16 protein-coding genes and 1 tRNA gene are annotated in these 20,729 nt (G+C 48.9%); 13 read left to right on the forward strand and 4 right to left on the reverse strand.

What is annotated here, in order from left to right; translation table 11 throughout:
* Window positions 1–12 precede the first annotated feature (12 nt).
* Entirely contained in the window at window positions 13–1,218 is a 1,206-nt protein-coding gene (locus FHS56_RS04990) for an acetyl-CoA C-acetyltransferase (protein ID WP_166918748.1), read from the reverse strand.
* A 382-nt stretch (window positions 1,219–1,600) separates the two neighbouring features.
* On the opposite strand from FHS56_RS04990, the gene rplM reads away from it, so the two are divergent.
* The 10 genes from rplM (at window position 1,601) to FHS56_RS05040 (ending at window position 12,972) form a co-directional block, all read left to right on the forward strand.
* A complete protein-coding gene (gene rplM / locus FHS56_RS04995) occupies window positions 1,601–2,050 on the forward strand; it encodes a 50S ribosomal protein L13 (protein ID WP_166918749.1) in 450 nt (149 codons plus the stop codon).
* Between the two features lie 2 nt (window positions 2,051–2,052).
* Window positions 2,053–2,439: a 30S ribosomal protein S9 gene (gene rpsI / locus FHS56_RS05000; protein WP_038030024.1), complete on the forward strand. Its 387-nt coding sequence runs from the start codon at window positions 2,053–2,055 to the stop codon at window positions 2,437–2,439.
* A 36-nt stretch (window positions 2,440–2,475) separates the two neighbouring features.
* Window positions 2,476–3,273 carry a 30S ribosomal protein S2 gene (gene rpsB, locus FHS56_RS05005; RefSeq protein WP_166918750.1) on the forward strand — a complete coding sequence of 266 codons (798 nt, stop codon included), beginning with the start codon at window positions 2,476–2,478 and terminating at the stop codon, window positions 3,271–3,273.
* Window positions 3,274–3,412: 139 nt separating this feature from the next.
* On the forward strand, window positions 3,413–4,240 hold the full coding sequence (gene tsf / locus FHS56_RS05010) for a translation elongation factor Ts (protein ID WP_166918751.1): 828 nt from the start codon (window positions 3,413–3,415) through the stop codon (window positions 4,238–4,240).
* 156 nt (window positions 4,241–4,396) lie between these two features.
* Window positions 4,397–7,168 (forward strand): leucine--tRNA ligase, encoded by a 2,772-nt coding sequence (leuS, locus tag FHS56_RS05015; protein ID WP_166918752.1) that lies wholly within the window; start codon window positions 4,397–4,399, stop codon window positions 7,166–7,168.
* 75 nt (window positions 7,169–7,243) lie between these two features.
* A complete protein-coding gene (locus FHS56_RS05020) occupies window positions 7,244–7,945 on the forward strand; it encodes a polysaccharide deacetylase family protein (protein ID WP_166918753.1) in 702 nt (233 codons plus the stop codon).
* Window positions 7,946–8,036: 91 nt separating this feature from the next.
* The gene (cysS, locus tag FHS56_RS05025; protein ID WP_166918754.1) at window positions 8,037–9,536 is read left to right on the forward strand and encodes a cysteine--tRNA ligase; all 1,500 of its coding nucleotides are present in this window, start codon (window positions 8,037–8,039) and stop codon (window positions 9,534–9,536) included.
* 78 nt (window positions 9,537–9,614) lie between these two features.
* Complete coding sequence (locus FHS56_RS05030) at window positions 9,615–10,646, forward strand: M28 family peptidase (protein ID WP_166918755.1); 1,032 nt, start codon at window positions 9,615–9,617, stop codon at window positions 10,644–10,646.
* Window positions 10,636–11,457: a DUF481 domain-containing protein gene (locus FHS56_RS05035; protein ID WP_166918756.1), complete on the forward strand. Its 822-nt coding sequence runs from the start codon at window positions 10,636–10,638 to the stop codon at window positions 11,455–11,457. The genes FHS56_RS05030 and FHS56_RS05035 overlap by 11 nt, the downstream gene beginning before the upstream one ends.
* Before the next feature lie 237 nt (window positions 11,458–11,694).
* Entirely contained in the window at window positions 11,695–12,972 is a 1,278-nt protein-coding gene (locus FHS56_RS05040) for a metal-dependent hydrolase family protein (RefSeq protein WP_166918757.1), read from the forward strand.
* A gap of 161 nt (window positions 12,973–13,133) precedes the next feature.
* On the opposite strand, the gene FHS56_RS05045 is transcribed toward FHS56_RS05040, so the two are convergent.
* Entirely contained in the window at window positions 13,134–14,450 is a 1,317-nt protein-coding gene (locus FHS56_RS05045; RefSeq protein WP_166918758.1) for a TldD/PmbA family protein, read from the reverse strand.
* 19 nt (window positions 14,451–14,469) lie between these two features.
* Complete coding sequence (locus FHS56_RS05050; protein ID WP_166918759.1) at window positions 14,470–16,116, reverse strand: TldD/PmbA family protein; 1,647 nt, start codon at window positions 16,114–16,116, stop codon at window positions 14,470–14,472.
* A gap of 206 nt (window positions 16,117–16,322) precedes the next feature.
* On the opposite strand from FHS56_RS05050, the gene FHS56_RS05055 reads away from it, so the two are divergent.
* Both FHS56_RS05055 and FHS56_RS05060 read left to right on the forward strand, forming a co-directional pair.
* Window positions 16,323–16,748: a nucleoside-diphosphate kinase gene (locus FHS56_RS05055; RefSeq protein ID WP_166918760.1), complete on the forward strand. Its 426-nt coding sequence runs from the start codon at window positions 16,323–16,325 to the stop codon at window positions 16,746–16,748.
* A gap of 150 nt (window positions 16,749–16,898) precedes the next feature.
* Window positions 16,899–18,098: a hypothetical protein gene (locus tag FHS56_RS05060; RefSeq protein WP_166918761.1), complete on the forward strand. Its 1,200-nt coding sequence runs from the start codon at window positions 16,899–16,901 to the stop codon at window positions 18,096–18,098.
* A gap of 67 nt (window positions 18,099–18,165) precedes the next feature.
* On the opposite strand, the gene FHS56_RS05065 is transcribed toward FHS56_RS05060, so the two are convergent.
* The gene (locus FHS56_RS05065) at window positions 18,166–20,442 is read right to left on the reverse strand and encodes a RelA/SpoT family protein (RefSeq protein ID WP_166918762.1); all 2,277 of its coding nucleotides are present in this window, start codon (window positions 20,440–20,442) and stop codon (window positions 18,166–18,168) included.
* A 100-nt stretch (window positions 20,443–20,542) separates the two neighbouring features.
* On the opposite strand from FHS56_RS05065, the gene FHS56_RS05070 reads away from it, so the two are divergent.
* Window positions 20,543–20,627 (forward strand) — tRNA-Leu (locus tag FHS56_RS05070).
* Window positions 20,628–20,729: the final 102 nt, after the last annotated feature.

Below are 20,729 nucleotides of genomic sequence, written 5' to 3' on the forward strand. Positions count from 1 at the left end.
GCATTTTTTAGGTTATACCATTTCAACCAAAGTAGCGATGCCCATGCCACCGCCGATGCAGAGCGTTACTAAGCCCGTAGCCAACTGGCGCCGCTCGAGTTCATCAATCAGGGTATTGAGCAAAATGGCGCCCGTAGCTCCTAAAGGGTGCCCCATGGCAATGGCACCGCCATTGACGTTCACTTTGTCGTGCGGAATATTGAAAGTATCCATGTAAAGCAAAGGAACTACCGCAAAGGCTTCATTCACTTCGAAAAGGTCTATGTCCGATATTTGCATGCCCGTTCGTTTGAGTAACTTCTCGGTAGCGGGTATGGGTCCTGTCAGCATAATGGTTGGCTCCGAACCGCAGGTGGTGAATGCCTTGATACGAGCACGCGGCTTTAACCCCAGCTTTTCACCTATGGCTTTGCTGCCCAACAACACCACCGCTGCCCCATCTACAATGCCCGACGAGTTGCCCGCATGGTGCACATGCTCTATGCGCTCAAGCTTAGGGTACTTCTCAATAGCCAGAGCATCCAAGCCTGCCATCTGCCCCATCATAGCAAAAGAAGGCGGCAACGTACTCATGATTTCTAAAGAGGTATCGGGGCGCACGGTTTCGTCTTTGTCAAGTATCACGTGCCCCAAAATGTCTTTTATCGGCACAACCGAACGCTTAAAATAACCTTCTGCCCATGCCTTAGCTGCCCTTTGATGCGACTCTACAGCAAAGGCATCCAACTGAGGGCGGTCATAGCCGTACTTGGTGGCAATCAGGTCTGCCGAAATCCCCTGCGGCACAATCTGCAAGCCTCCTACTATCTCGGGACTTGTAAACAAAGCACCACCGTCTGAGCCCATAGGCACTCGCGACATGGACTCCACCCCGCCGGCTATCATCAGTTGTGCCTGCCCCGAAGCAATATAGGCGGCAGCCATGTTGATGGCTTCCAAACCCGAAGAACAAAAGCGGTTGATTTGCACCCCAGTGACAGTTTCGGCATAGCCGGCTGCCAACACTGCCGTACGGGCTATGTCAGCACCTTGCTCGCCAATAGGTGTTACACAACCGGCAATGAAATCGTCCACTTCGGCAGTATCTAACTGCAGACGTTCTTTCAGCTCACGCAGCAAAGTAGTAAGTAAATGCACTGGCTGTGTGGCATGCAATGCCCCATCGGTTTTTCCTTTACCCCGCGGTGTGCGCAAGGCTTCATAGATATACACGTCCATAAGCAACTGTGTTTTTGGTATTTTTAAAATGTTTTTTTGTGTTTACGGGTTAATTTAAAAAATATTCTGCACTCAGAATAATTGGGTTACCACTTTTGTTCTTTTTTTTAGAATTCACATTCTTGAGCACGTCAAAAAAAACGAAGCCACATGCCCTGCGCCGCACGCCTTTGGGCAATGGCGAGAGGCTTAGGCAAACACCTGCAAAAAACTTAACGCATTCATAGTAAAAATCTTAAAAGTTTTCGTAAATTTGCCCCCATGTTTGACCGACATGCAAAAAAGAGTTGAAAATTTGCATGTTAGTGTCAAACGTGCCTATATTTGTGTCCTTTTTTGAAAGGGTATGACCTATTAAATAAACTATAAAACGAGAAGAACCGTGAAGTACATGAGTTACAAAACCGTTTCGGCAAATAAAAATACGGTTACAAAAGAGTGGCTCGTGGTGGACGCTACCGACGCCGTGGTAGGTCGCCTGGCAAGCCAAATTGTGCATCTCCTGCGTGGAAAGCACAAGCCTCTCTACACCCCTCACGTGGACTGTGGCGACCATGTGATTGTTATCAATTGCGACAAGGTGCGATTCACCGGCAAAAAATGGGATGAAAAGCTCTACATCCGCTACACAGGCTATCCGGGGGGGCAACGTGCTTTGACTGCCAAGCAAGTGAAAGCCAAATCTTCTACCCGTCTTGTGGAGCAAGCTGTGAAAGGCATGCTGCCCAAAAACCGCTTGGGTCGTCAGTTGTTCAAGAACTTGCATTTATACGAAGGAGCAGAGCATCCGCATCAAGCACAACAACCTAAGGAATATAAACTGAAATACTAATCATGGAAGTTATCAATACAATAGGACGTAGAAAGACTGCTGTAGCGCGTATCTATATGAAGCCGGGCAGTGGTGTCATCACCATCAACGGGCGCCCCTTCGAGGAGTACTTCCCCACAGAAGTATTGCGCACAGTGGCAATGCAGGCATTGACCTTGGTCAACGAAGCCGGCAAATTCGACATAAAAGCCAACTTGGACGGTGGCGGAATCGCAGGGCAAGCCGAGGCTTTCCGTTTGGCTACTGCTCGTGCACTGGTGGAATACAACCCTGAGTACCGTGCAGCACTCAAAGAAGAAGGCTACTTGCGCCGTGACCCCCGTATGGTGGAACGCAAAAAGTATGGTCGTGCAAAAGCAAGAAAACGCTTCCAGTGGACCAAACGTTAATCCTGCAAACTGCTTACTTAAAAATACTCTTGAAATATGGCAAAGAAATTGGAATATAAAGACCTATTGGCAGCCGGGGTGCATTTTGGTCACTTGAAACGCAAGTGGAACCCCAAAATGGCACCTTACATCTTCATGGAGAAGAACGGCATCCACTTAATAGATATCAACAAAACGTTGGTTGCTCTTGACGAGGCAGCCAAAGCAATGAAAGGCGTTGTACGCAGCAACAAGAAAGTCCTTTTTGTGGCTACCAAAAAGCAAGCCCGCGAAATCGTGGAGCAAGTAGCCAAGCGTACCGGCATGCCCTATGTAACCGAACGCTGGTTGGGTGGCATGCTCACCAATTTCAGCACGATACGCAAGTCCATCAAAAAGCTCAACAGCTTGGAAAAGCTCATGAAGAGCGAATCTTACGAAAACTTGACCAAGCGTGAGCGCTTGATGATGGAGCGTAAGAAAGAAAAGATGGAAAAAGTATTGGGCGGTATTTTGGAAATGAACCGTCTGCCCGGTGCACTCTTCATCGTGGACATCCATCGCGAGCACATCGCTTTGGCAGAAGCCAAACGCCTGGGTATCCCTGTATTTGCTATGGTGGACACTGACTCTGACCCCACCAGCGTGGACTACCCCATCCCCGCCAACGACGACGCCTACAAATCCATCGAATTGATTGTCAACTACATTGGCGATGTCATTGAAGAAGCGCAACAAGAGCGCAAGCAAGAAAAAGAAGCTCAAAAGCTTCAAGCAGAAGAAAACAAAAAGCGCGCTATGGATGAAGGTGCTGACTTAGAGAATGCACCCGAAAGCCATGACGAGGAAGAATAAGCCACCTTTCTTCCTTCTATTGACACCGCAAATGCTCTTTTACATATAAACATGGCTGCCCATCAATTGCACGTTGATGGGCTTGCCTTTTAAAACACAAAACCCAGTCTTAACTATTTCATAAAAAACAACAAATACTATGGCAATCACAGCACAAGATGTAAACAAACTGCGCCAGATGACAGGCATGGGCATGATGGACTGCAAAAAAGCCCTGCAAGAAGCCGAAGGCGACTTTGATAAAGCTATTGAAATTCTTCGCAAGAAAGGAGAGAAAATATCACTTAAGCGTGCCGACAACGAAACCAAAGAAGGCGTTGTATTTATTTACAACAACGGTACCGAAGCAGCCGCTTTTGCTTTCAGCTGCGAAACTGAACCCGTAGCCAAAAATACCGAGTTCCGCAGCTTGGGGAAAGCTATCTTGGAAGCCGTCAAAGCAAACAAACCTAAAACCAAAGAAGAAGTAGAAAACTTGACACTGGCTTCCGGGCAAACCGCAAAAGAAGCCATCACCGAGTTGATAGGTAAAATTGGTGAAAAACTCACCATCAGCGATTACGTATTTTATACGGGCGAAAAAATCGTCGAATATCTGCACAGCAACGAAAAAGTAGGTGTATTGGTGGTATTCGAAGGTGTAGGAGGTGCAGACCTCAGCGAAACCGGCAAAGACATTGCCATGCAAATCGCAGCCATGAAGCCCATCGCCATCGACAAAGACGATGTGGACCCTGCCATCGTGGAAAAAGAATTGGAAGTAGGTCGCGAACAGGCACGTCAAGAAGGCAAACCCGAGAATATCATCGAAAAGATTGCTCAGGGCAAACTAAATAAGTTCTTCCAAGAGCACACGCTGTTGAACCAACAGTTTGTAAAAGACGATAAAAAAACGGTTGCTCAAGTACTGAAAGAAGCAGCTCCCACCGCCAAAGTAGTTGCATTCAAACGTTTGGCTATTGCCTAAGGAAAAACCCCCTTTTAGATACATACCACCAGCGGTGCGCTTTCTTGCACCGCTTTTTTCATTTATTGCTTTTCGGCTTAAGCAAGTCATGGCTTTGTTTCAGCTCTAATCTATTTGTAACTTTGCCCCCTGATTCATAGACCATCAAACACAGATATGAAAGCATATACACCCGCCGAAATAGAAAAAAAGTGGCAGCAATATTGGGAAGAGCAGCAAGTTTACCGTGTGCAGGAAGTACCCGGTAAGCCCAAATACTATGTGCTCGATATGTTCCCCTACCCTTCCGGTGCCGGCTTGCATGTGGGGCACCCGCTGGGCTATATAGCCAGCGACATCATAGCGCGCTATAAGCGGCACAAGGGCTACAATGTATTACACCCTATGGGCTTTGATTCCTTCGGCTTGCCTGCCGAACAGTACGCCATACAAACCGGGCAACACCCTGCCATCACCACCGAAAAGAACATTGCACGCTATAAGGAACAACTGCGCTCCATCGGCTTTTCCTATGACTGGAGCCGCCAAGTACGTACTTCCGACCCCAAATATTATAAATGGACGCAGTGGATATTCCTCCAGCTCTTTGGCTCGTGGTACAACAAGCAAACCGACAAAGCAGAACCCATAGAAACCCTCGTTGCACACTTCGAAAAACACGGAACCCAACACCTGAACGCACACTGCAACGAAGATACCCCCCAATTTACAGCCCAAGAATGGCAATCATTCGATGAGCGCAAAAAGCAAGAAATTTTGCTCGACTACCGCCTTGCCTACCTCGACGACATGACCGTGAACTGGTGCCCCGCCTTGGGCATGGTGCTTTCCAACGATGAGGTAAAAGACGGCGTGTCGGAGCGTGGCGGACACCCTGTCGTGAAGAAAAAAATGCGGCAGTGGGCGCTGCGCATCACTGCTTATGCCGAACGCCTACTTGAAGGCTTAGAACGCATCGACTGGCCCGAAGCTGTCAAAGAGATGCAGCACAATTGGATAGGCAAATCCTTTGGCGCCGAAGTCAAATTCCCCTTACAAGGTAAAGAACATCTGTTCATCAAGGTGTTCACTACCCGCATAGATACCATCTTCGGCGTTACCTTCTTGGTACTGGCACCCGAGCATGAACTGGTCGAGCGCATCACCACCGAAGAACAACGTAACGAAGTGTTGGCTTATGTAGAGGAAGCCAAAAACCGCTCGGAGCGCGACCGCATGAGCGATGTCAAACATGTGTCGGGGGTCTTCACGGGTGCTTATGCAACCCACCCCTTCACAGGCAAGCCTATTCCCGTATGGGTAGGCGACTACGTACTGGCAGGGTATGGCACTGGCGCCGTGATGGCGGTGCCTTCTTCCGACGACCGCGATTTTCGCTTTGCCAAACACTTTGGACTGCCCATCATACCTGTTATTGAAGGCACCGAAGCGCTCGAAGACCCTACCCAAATCAAGCATGGACGCCTCATCAACTCGGATTTCCTCAACGGGCTTGACTGGCAGTCAGCTATAGAAAAAGCCATTGAAGAGATAGAAAAACGTGGCTTGGGACGCCGCCGAGTGCAGTATAAGCTACGCGATGCCGTCTTTGCACGCCAACGTTATTGGGGCGAACCTATCCCCATAGAATACCGCGACGGTATTCCCTACCCGCTCGATGAGCAATACTTACCTCTGGAACTGCCCCCCGTAGACAAATACTTACCCACCGAAAATGGCGACCCGCCCTTGGGGCGTGCCGAAAACTGGGTAAGTCCCAACGGCTATCCCCTCGAACTAAATACTATGCCGGGTTGGGCAGGCTCTTCTTGGTATTTTCTGCGTTACTGCGACCCACACAACGACGAACGCTTTGCTTCGCCCGAAGCCATCGACTACTGGAAAAATGTGGACTTGTACATAGGTGGCACCGAGCATGCCGTGGGGCACTTACTTTACGCCCGCTTCTGGACTAAATTTCTCTATGACCGCCACTGGCTCCCCTTCGACGAGCCCTTCCAAAAGCTCGTCAACCAAGGCATGATTCAGGGGCGCTCAAATTTCGTGTACCGCATCAAAAATACCAATACCTTCGTGTCTTATGGCTTAAAAGACCAATACGACACGGTACCTATGCATGTGGATATCAGCTTGGTAAACAACGATGTACTAGACACCGAAGCCTTTCGCCGCTGGCGCCCCGACCTTGCCGACGCCGAATTCATTCTCGAAGACGGCAAGTACATCTGTGGCTACGAGATAGAAAAGATGTCCAAGTCGCGCCATAATGTAGTAAACCCCGATGACATCGTTGCCGAGTATGGTGCAGATACCCTGCGTCTCTACGAGATGTTTTTGGGACCACTCGAACACTCCAAGCCATGGAATACCCACGGCATTGATGGCGTTTACCGATTCTTACGCAAAGTATGGAACCTATTCTTCGATGAAGAAGGACAACTCATAGTAAACGACGAAGCGCCTGCCAAGGAAGAGCTGAAGGTGCTGCACCAAACCATCAAACGTGTAAGCGAAGACATCGAGCGGCTCTCGCTCAACACACCGGTAAGTAGTTTCATGGTGTTGGTCAATGAGCTGCAGCGCCTCAAATGCCATAAAAGAGCCATCTTAGAGCCCTTTGTGGTGCTTTTGTCGCCCTATGCCCCGCACCTTGCCGAAGAGCTCTGGCATGCCTTAGGGCACAGTAGTTCGGTGGTAGATGCCCCCTACCCCGAATATAACGAAAGCTATTTGGTGGAAGACAGCTTCGAGTATCCCGTATCTATCAATGGCAAGATGCGCACTAAAATCACCCTGCCTTTGGATATCCCCAAAGAAGAAATAGAAAAGGTGGTTTTGCAAAACGAAGTGGTGCAAAAATGGGTGGATGGTAAAACCCCTAAAAAAGTCATCATCGTACCCAAACGCATCATCAATATTGTAGTGTAAAAGATGTTCGAAGTGGCGCAATTTTTGCGTCACTTCCTTTGCTCTTTTCGTTTTAATGCCTTGACACACAAGCCTATGCCCTTCTTTCGTACTCCTGCCCTGTTGCGCCATGCGTTTCCTTCCTGCTACTGGCAGATACCCAAGCCCTTACATGAGCAGCCTACGCTGTACTTGACCTTCGACGACGGTCCTGTGCCCGAAGCTACCCCCGATGTACTCGATGTACTCGACCGCTATGGTGTCAAAGCTTCCTTCTTTTGTGTAGGCGACAATGTGCGCAAACACCCGGCTTTGTTCCGAGAAGTGCTGCGTGCCGGGCATACAGTAGGCAATCATACTTTTCATCACGTGAAAGGCTGGCAGACTTCGCTCACCCATTACCTCAAAGAAGTGAGCATGTGCCGTCATGTGATGGAAGACACAGCAGGCACTGCCTTGCCGCGTCTGTTTCGTCCGCCTTATGGGCGTATCACGCCTAAACAGTTGTGTGCCTTGCGAAAAGACTATGCCATCGTCATGTGGGACATCCTCACCCATGATTATGACCCACGCCTGCAGGCAGATGCTCTGATACCCCAACTAAAGCCCTTGTTGCGCCATGGCAGCATCCTTGTCTTTCACGACAGCATCAAAGCATATCCACGCATGATACGCTTGCTGCCTGCCATCATAGAAGCCGCTTTGGCACGTGGCTTTTCATTTGCCACACTTGAAGAAGGACTCGCACCGACATTGCATGCCCTTACACCGACAGCAAGCTACAAAAGCAGCTCATGATGCGCATGGCAATACAATCGATTCCTCCAATAACAAGCGCTTTTTTCTTAGCTTTGTCATTCAAAAAAACAAACGGGAAATAGCCTAAGCTATGAGTCAAGAACAAAAACTATATTTTTTCAATACCTTAACTAAGCAAAAAGAACTGTTCGAACCGCTCAACCCTCCTTTTGTGGGCATGTATGTGTGTGGTCCCACCGTATATAATGACGCACATCTGGGCAATGCCCGCCCCGCAGTAGTCTTCGATGTGCTCTACCGTTTACTTCAGCATATGGGCTACAAAGTACGCTATGTGCGCAACATCACCGACGTGGGGCACCTCACCGACGACAGCGACCACGGCGAAGATAAGATTGCACAACGTGCCAAGCTGGAGCAGCTCGAACCCATGGAAGTAGTTCAACGCTACACAGTGAAATATCACCGCGTGATGGATTGGCTCAATGTGCTGCGCCCGAGCATAGAGCCAACAGCAACTGGACATATTCTTGAACAAATAGAAGTGGTACAGCGCATCATAGACAAGGGATGGGCATATGAAGTAAACGGCTCGGTCTATTTCGATGTGCCCAAATATGCCCAAAGCCATCCCTATGGCGAGCTGTCGGGGCGTGACCCCCAAGAGCAGCTTGCCAACAGCCGCGATAACCTCGAAGGGCAAGAAGAAAAGCGCCACCCCGCTGACTTTGCCCTTTGGAAAAAAGCCAACCCCGAACATATCATGCGCTGGAACTCACCTTGGGGCGCTGGCTTTCCCGGCTGGCATCTGGAGTGTACCGTCATGAGTACCAAGTATTTGGGCGAGACCTTCGACATCCACGGCGGCGGCATGGACTTGGTGTTTCCGCACCACGAGTGTGAAATAGCACAAGCCAAAGCCGCCAACAACGGCAAATCTCCGGTGCGCTACTGGCTACACAACAACCTAATTACCATAGAAGGCAAGAAGATGAGCAAGTCATTGGGCAACTTCATCACCCTTGAAGAGTTGTTCAGTGGCAACAGCCCACTCATCTCGCAGCCTTATACTCCCATGACCGTGCGCCTGTTCTTGTTGCTGGCACACTACCGAAGCACGCTCGACTTCTCGGACCAAGCGCTACAAGCCGCACGCAAGGTGTATATCAAGCTGCTGAACGCCATCCGTGATTTGAAGCAGATGCGCTATCCAGAGGTTGCCAAAGAACGCAACGAAAAACTTGAAAAAGAAATTACACAAGAGCTCAACAAGGCATGGGCTGCCCTTTACGATGACCTGAATACGGCACTGTGCCTCACCCACCTGCAGGCGTTGGTGAAGAAGGTAAATCAGTTTCGCACCAAAGCCGACGCTATTGGCGAAGTAGCGCCCGAAGTATTTGCCCGCCTGCAAACAGAAATGCCTTTGTTGTGGGAAAATATATTGGGCATGAAAGAGGAACGCCCCGAAGCTTTCGAGCCCCTGCTCAACATTATATTGAAACACTACGCCGAAGCTAAAGCCCAAAAGCAATACGATAAAGTAGATGCCATCCGTGCCGACCTGAAAACCTTGGGTATTGTCGTTCGCGATGGCAAGCAAGGCATCGATTGGGCTTATGAAGAATAAAAACACTCCCCTTAGTAGCAGATGGGTTCTATCAGCCCATCTGCCATTTTTACAACGAATAGTAAAAGACTATTGATAATGAAACGCTATTTCTCTTTTTTCGTCGCTCTTTGCATAGGGTGCACCCTCTTGGGCAGTTGTGAACAAAACCACCAACAACGCCAAAAAGAAACTACCAAGCCTTCTATTACCCTTAAACAAATCCCCACATTCAATGCCGATTCTGCTTATGCCTATATCAAAAAACAAGTAGATTTCGGACCCCGTACCCCGGGCGCTGCTGCTCATGATGCCTGCGGGCGCTGGCTCTATGAAAAACTGCAAGGCTTCGGACTGCAAACCCAAATGCAAGTATTCGAAGCGCAATCGTTCGACGGCAAAACCTATGTAGGGCGCAATATCATTGCAAGCTATCGCCCCGACATAAAGCGCCGTATCTTACTCATGGCTCACTGGGACACCCGCGCTTTCGCAGACAAAGAAGCTGCCGACTCTCTGTGGCGCAAGCCCATAGATGGTGCCAATGACGGAGGAAGCGGTGTGGCGGTCTTACTGGAAATAGCCCGCCTGCTAACCGCCGAACAACCTGCCGTAGGCGTGGACATCATTCTCTTTGACATGGAAGACAACGGTGTGCCCGAATTCATGGATGAGGCAGTGGGCAACGCTTCCTCGTTCTGGTGTCAGGGCTCTCAGTATTGGGCAAAAAATCCTCATACACCCAACTACTCGGCTTATTATGGTATTTTGTTGGATATGGTAGGTGCCCAAAATGCCCGTTTCTACAAAGAGCCTTACTCTCTGGAATACGCCCCACAAATAGTGGAAAAAGTGTGGCACATAGCACAACTGATGGGCTACGGAAATTATTTCATCAATCAAAAAGCCAACATAAGCTTTGGTGGTATTCTGGATGACCACTTCTATGTAAACCGAGATGCCAAAATTCCAAGCATCGACATCATCGACTATCAAGACGGCTTTCGCGATTACCACCACACTTTAAAAGACAATCTGTCTATCATTGACAAAAACACACTCAAAGCTGTGGGGGAAGTGGTGCTGCAGGTGTTGTATCAAGAAATACAGGAAGAGAAAAATGCACAGTAAACCAGCATTTCCTGCTGTCTTTGCATACTTTGTTTTGCTGCTTTATTTGGCACGTACCGACCTACATGCCCAAATACTGAATGTAGAAAAAGAGCGCTTTTTGCCCGACTCTGCCAATTACTGGATGCTGAACTTGAGCGCCTCGCTAAGTCTTTACAACCGCTCGGCTCTTGCGGATAACCCCCTGCGCTACACTTCGCTGCGGGGCAACGTGGACGTATTGCGCGCTGGCAAAAAGCATTTGTATCTACTGCTAAACCAATACAGCTATTTAAAAATCAACGATGCCGAGTTTTTCAACTTCGGCTACACGCACCTGCGTAGTAATCTACTCTGGCAACGCACTCTTTCCTATGAGTTGTTTGCACAATGGCAAGTAGATAAGCTGCGCGGGCTGCAAGAGCGCTATTTGGGCGGCGGCGGCATACGCTGGCGCCTACTCGACACCCCTCAGCACCATGTTTTTCTGGGCACAGGCATCATGGCAGAACGCGAACACTGGCAGCTGAACGACAAATCCACGAGCTACGAAGCCAACCCTTTTCTCTGGAAATCGTCTAACTACCTGCACTGGCGCGGGCAAATCACCCCCGCTCTCAAAACAGTCATGGCGGTCTATTACCAAACAGGCTACGACGAGTCAGTAAACAATTTTCGGCACCGGCTTAATGGCGAGCTACACCTCAACTTTCCTATTTCTAAAAAGCTGAAATTCAACACCTCTTTTACAGCCTCCTACGAAAGCTTACCACTCATCCCCATCACTCCTTTCATCTATCAGTTCAGCCAAGGGCTTGTGTTCAGCCTTTAAACAAGAAAAATCAGTATCGTAACTTACACGCTGTCTTCGCGGCGCTTCAACAAGGTAGTATCTTTCTTTTTCTCTCCTTGCAAGCGCAATTGCAAAAGAACTTCTTGAACATATTTCTCACCGATGCACAGCGGCAATGCCGCACATATTACCCTTTGGGGTGCTTTTCTCCTGCACTCAAACAAGTAGTTACTTTTTTTGCTATCTTCATTAGCAGAAACCAAATCTCGTATATACATGAAACAGCTCATTACTCTTTTACTCTTATGGTGTGGGCTGAGCAACGCCTTAGCTCAAACCACTTTGCTACACTGCGGGCATGTGCTCGATGTGAAAAAAGGAAAATGGCTCGATGGCGTTACCGTGCGCATCGAAGGCAACACCATCCGTAGCATAGAAAAAGGCTATCTAACCCCTCAAGAGGGCGAAAAGGTCATTGACCTGCGCAAGCATTACGTACTCCCCGGTTTGATGGACATGCATGTGCACCTTGAAACAGAAACCAACCCGAACAATACGCTCGAGCGTTTCATCCTCAACCCTGCCGACATTGCCTACCGTTCGGTAAACTTCGCCCGTAAAACTTTGATGGCAGGCTTTACCACCGTGCGCGACTTGGGCGGCACAGGCGTAAACATATCACTACGTAATGCCATCAATGCTGGTTTGATAGACGGTCCGCGCGTGTTCACCGCAGGCAAGTCAATTGCTACTACCGGTGGGCATGCCGACCCCACCAATGGCTACCGCAAAGACCTTATGGGCGACCCGGGTCCCTACGAGGGGGTTGCCAATGGTCCAGACGAGTGCCGCAAGGCGGTGCGCCAACGCTACAAAAATGGCGCTGACTTGATTAAAATAACAGCCACTGGTGGGGTATTGAGTCTTGCCAAAAGTGGCACTGCCCCACAATTTACCGACGAAGAACTGCGTGCCATAGTAGAAACTGCCCGCGACTATGGCATGAAGGTAGCTGTGCATGCACACGGCGCCGAAGGCATGAAAAGAGCCCTACGCGCAGGCGTGCACTCCATAGAGCACGGCACCTACATGGATGACGAAGCCATAGAGCTTTTCAAAAAAACAGGGGCTTACTACGTGCCTACCATCTTGGCAGGACGCACCGTTGCCGACTCTGCCAAAGTGCCCGGATATTATGCGCCCATAGTGGTGCCTAAAGCCTTGGCAGTAGGACCACAAATACAAAAGACCTTTGCCAAAGCTTACAAAGCCGGCGTAAAAATAGCATTTGGTACCGACTCCGGCGTTTCTGTACATGGCTTAAATGCCATTGAGTTTGAATTGATGGTAGAAGCAGGCATGCCTCCGCTCGAAGCCATACGTTCAGCCACGCTCAACGCTGCCGACCTCTTGGGTGTCGATAACCTCGGTAGCATTGAAGAGGGCATGCTGGCAGACATCATCGCCGTGCAAGAAGACCCTTTGAAAAACATATCGACCCTGCGCAAAGTGGTCTTTGTGATGAAAGACGGGAAGGTGTATAAAAACGAATGACAACAAGCCGAAGCAAGAAAACAAAAGTAAGTGCTCGTTTGGGCAGGGAATTGCCCCCTGCACTCGAAAGCACAAAGGAAAAGGCAAACAAAAACGCCCGGCACGGTCTTTTGAATGCCATGCCGGGCTATTTGTATCAAACCCTGATGCCTCCTTTGAAATCATATGGCATCGGACAGGCTGGTAAAAGTAAAGTCGCGGATTTTCATTGGTGGCACCAAGTTGCCGTTAATACGCTGCGGCTTGCCCAGCTCTTCCAAGTTATTGAGCATAATGACAGGGCTTTCGTTGAAACGGAAGTTTTTCACAGGGAACATAATCTTTCCGTTTTCTATGTAGAAAGTACCGTCGCGGGTCAAGCCTGTATAAAGCAGGGTTTGCGGGTCAACAGTGCGGATGTACCACAAACGGGTAACCAGTATGCCCCGCTTCGTAGAGCGTATCATCTCCTCTATGCTTTTAGCACCGCCCAACATAATAGCATTGGCAGGGGGCGGAATAGCTTTCACGCCTTTTTGGGCTGCCCAATAGCGCGAGTAATACACGTTTTGCACCACGCCATTTTTTACCCAATACACTTTTTCTTGAGGTCGCCCATCGCCAGCCCAAGGCGAAGCAGGCACTTCGGGATGTGCTGGGTCGGAATAGATGGTTACACGCTCATCGAAAAGCTTTTGCCCCAGACGGGTGCCCCCACCTGCTTTGCTCAAGAAACTGCGCCCTTCGTCGGCACTGCGCGCATCCATATTGAAAAGCATATTTTGCAATAAGTCTACTGCTGCTGCTGGCTCCAGAATCACAGTGTATTTACCCGGCTCCAAAGCTTTAGGATTGCGCGAATCGATTGCCTTCTGTGCGGCAATGCGGGTAGCCGATTCAACATCGAATTTGGCTACATCATTGAAATCCTGCACCACATAGCCCGAGCCGGTGCCATCGGTCGTGCGTACGGTCAGCGAAAATTCCACCTCTGTGGAACGTCTATAGGCAAACAAGCCTTTGGAATTCATGATTGCCGAAAATTGCGCATTATCCAAGAAGAAACCGGCGGCAATCAGGTCTTTATTTTTGCAATAAGCGATACTTTTTCCTGCCACGTCGGCGCGATAGTCGGCGGTGATTTGCGCCGTGCGCTCTACAAAAGTGGGGGTTTCTATGTATTGTTGCGGCTCAAGCACCGGCATGTGCTCGGGGTTTTCGGGCGCCAAGCGAGCCAGCTCTTCGGCGCGGCGCACTGCCTTGGCTATGCTTTCGGCGTCGAACTCGTTGAAAGTAACCGTCCCCGAGCGCTTTCCGAAGTAGGCAGTAAATGAAGCGGTTATATTTTCTGCTAACCCACTGGTAGTTACGGTATTGCGTGCATAGCGTATGTTGCCCTCCTGCCCACCGCTAAGGTTTGCTTCACACTCATCGGCTTTGGAATAGGATATGATTTTTTCAAGCAACTGTTTGGCTTCTTCCTTAGATAAAATTCTCATGGTCATTTGCGGCTTTTGGTTAAATCTTACGAGCTGTGTTGATGACATTCACCCCATTGAAACGGGTGGTAGCGCTTCCGTGCGATACTGCGCTAATTTGCGAGGGCTGTCCTTTGCCATCGAAGAAAGAGCCGAAAAGGCGGTAGTCTCTTGCGTCGCAGATGGCTGCCACCGAGTTCCAAAACTCCTGTGTGTTGGACTGATATGCCACGTCGTTCACTATGCCGGTGATTTTTCCACCCTTGATTTCATAGAAAACAGTGCCTCCGAATTGGAAGTTATAGCGCTGTTGGTCTATGGAATAAGAGCCACGCCCTGCAATGTAGATGCCTTTGTCCACATCGCGAATCATCTCATCTACGGAATAATCTTTTTTGCCCGGCTCTAACGATACGTTGGGCATACGCTGAAACTGAATGGAACTCCAGCTGTCGGCATAACAGCAGCCGTGCGACTCCTTGTGTCCCAAGATGTGGGCTTGGTCACGGATGGCTTGGTAATCTACCAAGATGCCATCTTTCACCAGATACCACTTTTTGGTTTTTACGCCTTCATCGTCATAGCCCACAGTACCCAAGGCATAGGGCTGCGTTTTATCGGCATAGAGGTTCACCAACTCGTTGCCATAGTTGAAGTTGCCCGATTTCCATTTGTCGAGGGTAGCGAAACTGGTGCCCGCATAGTTGGCTTCATAGCCCAGCACGCGGTCGAGCTCGAGGGGGTGCCCTACCGATTCATGAATGGTAAGCCCCAAATGGTTGGGCTCCAGCACCAAGTCGTATTTTCCCGGTTTAATCGAGGGGGCTTTCAACATTTCTTTGGCTTGACGTGCTGCTTGCGTAGCATCCTCTACCATGTCGTAGTACCGATAGTACATGGTCATGCCGGTGCCTTCGGGTCCTTTGATTTTTCCTTCGGGGCGAGCCGACAAATACTCATATCCCATGCCCATGGGTGCACTCATTGCCTGACGGCTCTTGAACTTACCTTCTTTAGGGTCAACGGCTGTTACGTTGAAATTAGGCCATATGCGGTGGATGTCCTGGTCCACATAGTTGCCGTCGGTAGAGGCAAAATATTTCTGCTCGTTCACGATGAAAAGCGCCGAATTCACGAAGTTGGCGCCGTTTTTCAGGGCAGCATCATTGACACTCAACAGTAGCTCTACTTTCTCCGACACAGGCACCTCTAAGGCATTTTTTTCGATGGGTGTTTTCCAAGACACTTCACCATAAGTAGGCACCGGTGCCAGCTGCACAGGCTCGGTCTGATAACGTGCATTGGCTTTGGCAATGGCTACGGCACGCTCTGCGGCACGCTTCACGCCATCGGGGGTTACCTCATCGGTAGCGGCAAAGCCCCAAGTACCATTGACGATGACCCGAATGCCCACCCCAAAGGACTCGGTGTTTACGATGTTTTGCACCTGCGCCTCCCGGGTAAAAATGTATTGATTCAGGGAGCGTTGGATGCGCACATCGGCGTAGGTAGCGCCCCTAGCCTTGGCGGTATCAAGCACAATGTCCGCCAACTTTTTTTTGTCGGCTCTGCTCATACGCGGCGTCAGCAGAGCTTCAAAGGGAATAGGCGAGCCCATTAAGGGGATAGACAAAAGCGAAGCGCCTAATCCCATACCTGCCAGTTGTATGAATTCTCTTCGTTTCAAGGTACTGTTTAGTTTGGTTTACATTGAATTTTAAAAAATTTCATTCTAAGTAACGAAGCATAAGCATTATTTAGTATGCACACCAAACGGTAAACACGCCCGCTATTTTTGTTTTGAGTGCTACTTAGCCACCAAGTTTGCTGCCTCTATGTTTTGAAATGCCTTTTGAAATGTGCAGTTTTGCAGGCGAAAAAAAAAGAAAAGAAATGGCTGGTAAACGTACATTCTCCATGATTAAGCCCGATGCTGTGGCTGCAGGCAACAGCGGTGCTATTTTGAAGATGATTGAAGAAGCGGGCTTCCGCATTGTAGCAATGAAAATGACGCGTCTTACTTTGGCGCAAGCCGGCGCCTTCTATGCTGTGCACAAAGAACGTCCTTTTTATCAAGACCTTTGCAACTACATGTCTTCGGGTCCTATCATTGCTTTGGTGCTTGAGAAAGAGAATGCCGTAGAAGATTTCCGCAAACTGATTGGCGCTACTGACCCCGCCAAAGCAGAGGAAGGCACCATCCGCAAGCTGTTTGCAAAGTCTATAGAAGCGAACGCCATCCACGGCTCCGACTCTGATGAAAACGCCACCATCGAAAGTGCTTTCTTCTTCTCTAAACTCGAGGAAGTAAACGCTTAGTTTTCATAAAAGTAGCTTACACCGTATGCCGCACTGTTTGCACAGTGTGGCTTTTTTATTTTAAGAGTTGACCACTGTCATTGGACACCCCCCAGAAAGTTTCTTTTTTGTTTTAAGTAACGGCATTGCCTTTCGAGAAAAACCTGTTCCATGAGTTTCTTTCAAAAAGCATGGCGCCTAAGTAGCGGTGTATTGGTTATTGCTGCTTTGTTGGGGGTTGTCCTTCGTTTGTATCCTTTTTATTCGTTTGGTTTGACTTACAAGCATCTGTTGCATACTCACTCCCACGTGGCGGTGCTGGGTTGGCTGTTTGCCGGCTTTTACTTGTTTATGGTGTGGTTGTTTGTTCCGTCAGAGGCACAAGCTCCTTTCCGGCGTCTGTTTTACGGTATGCAATGGGCGGTTGCCGGCATGCTTTGCACCTTTCCGGTGCAGGGCTACGGTCCTTTGTCTATTCCTTTTTCCACCTTACACATACTACTTTCTTATGCAGCCATCTACGGCTTGGTGCCTTTTATAGGCAAATCCAAGCAGGCGGCGGTGCTGCGTCACGGTAGCCTGTTGGCGCTCGCCTTTCATTTGCTTGCTACCTTAGGCACTTGGGCATTGGCTATAGTAATGGCAAAAAAACTCAAGCACACGCCTGCTTATGAGCTTGCCATCAAGTGGTATCTTCATTTCGAATTTCAAGGATGGTTTTTTGTAGCTGCTTTTGTGGTGGCAGCTTACTTTTTACTGCGCCGAGGCATCACTTTACCCGGATGGAAAATGGCTTTGTTCCTCTGGACTTTTGCCACCTTGTGCGGCTATATACTCTATCCTGCGTGGCATGGTATATACTCCCCCACTTTGCAAATGCTCCGTCGGGCGGGGCTTCTTGCTGAACTAGCAATCACTTTCTGGTGGATATGGTGTTTGCTACCTCACTATGCATGCACTGCACGGGCAACGCCCCACCGTATAGCTATGCTAACGGCTTTGGCAACATTTGTAGGGCGGCAGTTTATGGTAGCACTCTTGTGGCAGGAGTCCATAGCCATGCACAGCTTTGCCTACCGAGCAGCAGTCATTGGTTTTTTGCATTGGATGCACTTGGGTATATTCACCCAAGTGCTCTGGGCATGGGGTGCCTTTTTGTTTTCACCACGGTACCATTATTTTTACGCGGGCTTTTTCTGCTTTCTTGCGGGTTTCTTATTACAAGAGCTTGATTTGTTCATGCAGGCAATCCCCCTCATCGGGCAAAAAGGTGTCTTCCTTTCGCCTTGGTGGTTGTTTATTGCTGCGTGCTTCTTAACTTGCGGCAGTAGCCTCCTGCTGTTTTCCTTTTTTTCAAGGGCGTCCAAATAAAACAAAAAGTACTGCCCGCTTTAACAGCAGACAGTACTTCTCGGTTTCTTACAAACATTTACAAGCATCAATAATCCAAGCGTTTCACTTCCTCCACGCCCGGTATTGTTTTCAACCTCTCTATCAAGTCTTTTAGTGCCTCGGTGTTGGCAACCATCACCGTACAAGTGCCTTCAAAAAGGGTATCGCTGGTGTCAATGGCAATAGAGCGCATATTTACCTTCAAATCATTGGATATGACTTTCGACACGTCATTGACAATGCCCACACGGTCGGTGCCTTTGATGTACAAGCCAACCAAGAAAGACTGCTCGGCAACCGATGCCCAAGTTGCTTTAATCACGCGGTTGCCATGTTTCGAAAGCAGCTCCGTGGCATTGGGGCAAGTAGTACGATGTATTTTTATCCCCTCGTTTACGGTCATGAAACCGAAAATTTCATCGCCCGGAATGGGGTTACAACACTTTGCCAGAGTATAAGACAGATGCATGTAATCATCGCCTATCAGGATGGTGTCGGAAGGTAGTTGGGGCTTGGCTTGCGCCTCGGACTCTTTGTCTTCTTTTTTTACAGCAGGTATTTGCTGCACCTGCCCTTTGCGCGCCCCTTTGGTCTCTAGAATTTCTTTAAAACGCTTGAGTTCGGTAATCGGCAGTTCACCGCTGCCAATGCGATAAAACAAATCGGCGGCGGTCTTTTCATTAAAGAAAGCGCGTATCTGCTCATAAGTACGGTCGTTGCAGGGCACCCCCCATTGCTGCAGTTTTTTGTTTACCATTTCGCGTCCCAGCTTCATAAAGGCACGTTTCTCTTCGCGCAGTGCCTCTTTTATTTTGTGCTTTGCCTTGGAAGTCTTTACAAAGCTGAGCCAGTCAATGCTGGGTTTTTGCTTGGCAGAGGTCAATATTTCTACTTGGTCTCCATTTTTCAACTCGTGATTGATGGTAACCAACTTGTTATTCACTTTGGCACCAATGCAGGTTTTACCTATTTCGGTATGAATTTCAAAAGCAAAATCGAGGGCGGTAGCACCTTGTGGCAATACTTTCAAATCGCCTTTGGGGGTAAAAACATAAATTTCGTCGCTAAAGAAGTTGCTGCGGAAGTCATCGATAAACTCAATGGCACCGGTACCGTTTTTTTCGAGCAATTCACGCACACGGTTGAGCCACATCTCCAAGCCAGTTTCTAACGATTGTTTGCCCCCTTTTTTCATCTGCACACCTGATTCTTTGTAACGCCAGTGAGCAGCATATCCCCGTTCAGCTATATCGTCCATGCGGCGTGTGCGTATTTGCACCTCTACCCACTGCCCCGTACGGCTCATCACCGTAGTGTGCAAAGACTCATAACCATTGGCGCGCGGGGTGCTAATCCAATCCCTCAGGCGGTCGGGGTTGGGCAAATAAAAATCCGTTACGATAGAATATACCTTCCAGCAAGCTGCTTTTTCTTGCTGCGGCGGTATGTCGTCCAGAATGATGCGGATGGCAAACAGGTCATAGACCTGCTCAAAGGGGATTTTTTGCTTTTGCATCTTCTGGTAAATAGAATACACCGACTTCATCCGCCCTTTGATTTCAAACTTATAGCCTTCCTCTTTAAGTGCTTTGCGGATAGGGCGTATGAAATCACGGATAAACTTTTCGCGGCTGGCTTTGGTTTGTTCTATCTTTTCCACTATTTCATTGTACACCGAAGGAGCAGTATAACGCAAGTACAAGTCTTCCAATTCGGACTTGATGGAATACAACCCCAAGCGGTGTGCCAACGGTGCGTAAATATAGATGGTTTCCGAAGCTATTTTCAGCTGTTTGTGTTTTGCCATGCTTTCGAGCGTGCGCATATTGTGCAAACGGTCGGCTATCTTGATGAGAATCACGCGCACGTCCTCGGCAAGGGTTAGTATTATCTTTTTGAAGTTTTCGGCTTGCGATGAGGTAACACTGTCTTCCACATCTGTGATTTTGGTGAGCCCGTCAATGATACGAGCAATTTTACCACCAAACTCCCGCTCTATGTCTTCGAGCGTGGTGTCGGTATCTTCTACCACGTCGTGCAGCAGGGCTGCAGCAATAGAGGTAGCCCCCAAGCCCATTTCTTCCACACATATCTGTGCTACTGCCAAAGGATGAAAGATATAAGGTTCACCGCTTTTGCGGCGCATGTCTTTGTGTGCTTCAGCTGCCATTTTAAATGCCTTCTTGATGAGAGCGGCATCCCCTTCTTTCAAATAGGGCTTGGCTGTACGCATCAGCTTACGATAACGTTTCAGAATCTCACGGCGCTCTGCTTCCTCATCTATGCCGTTTAAGTTAGGTTTGTCGGTTTCGATAGGCTTCATATCAAATACAGAAAAATTTAGTGCATACCTATTGCAATATAAAAATTTTGCCTAAATTTGCAATCCAATCGACAGAAACAAATCCTGCGATTGTAGGAATGCGGGTGTGGCGGAATTGGTAGACGCACTAGACTTAGGATCTAGCGCCGCAAGGCGTGGGGGTTCGAGTCCCTCCACCCGCACCATAGCACAACAAAGGGCAACTTACGGATTGCCCTGCGGTGAAACTAAAAATCACAATGCCAACAAAGCCCTCGCCGGTTTGTACGGTTGAGGGCTTTTAACTA

The organism is Thermonema lapsum, from assembly GCF_011761635.1.
Classification (GTDB): Bacteria; Bacteroidota; Bacteroidia; order Cytophagales; family Thermonemataceae; genus Thermonema; species Thermonema lapsum.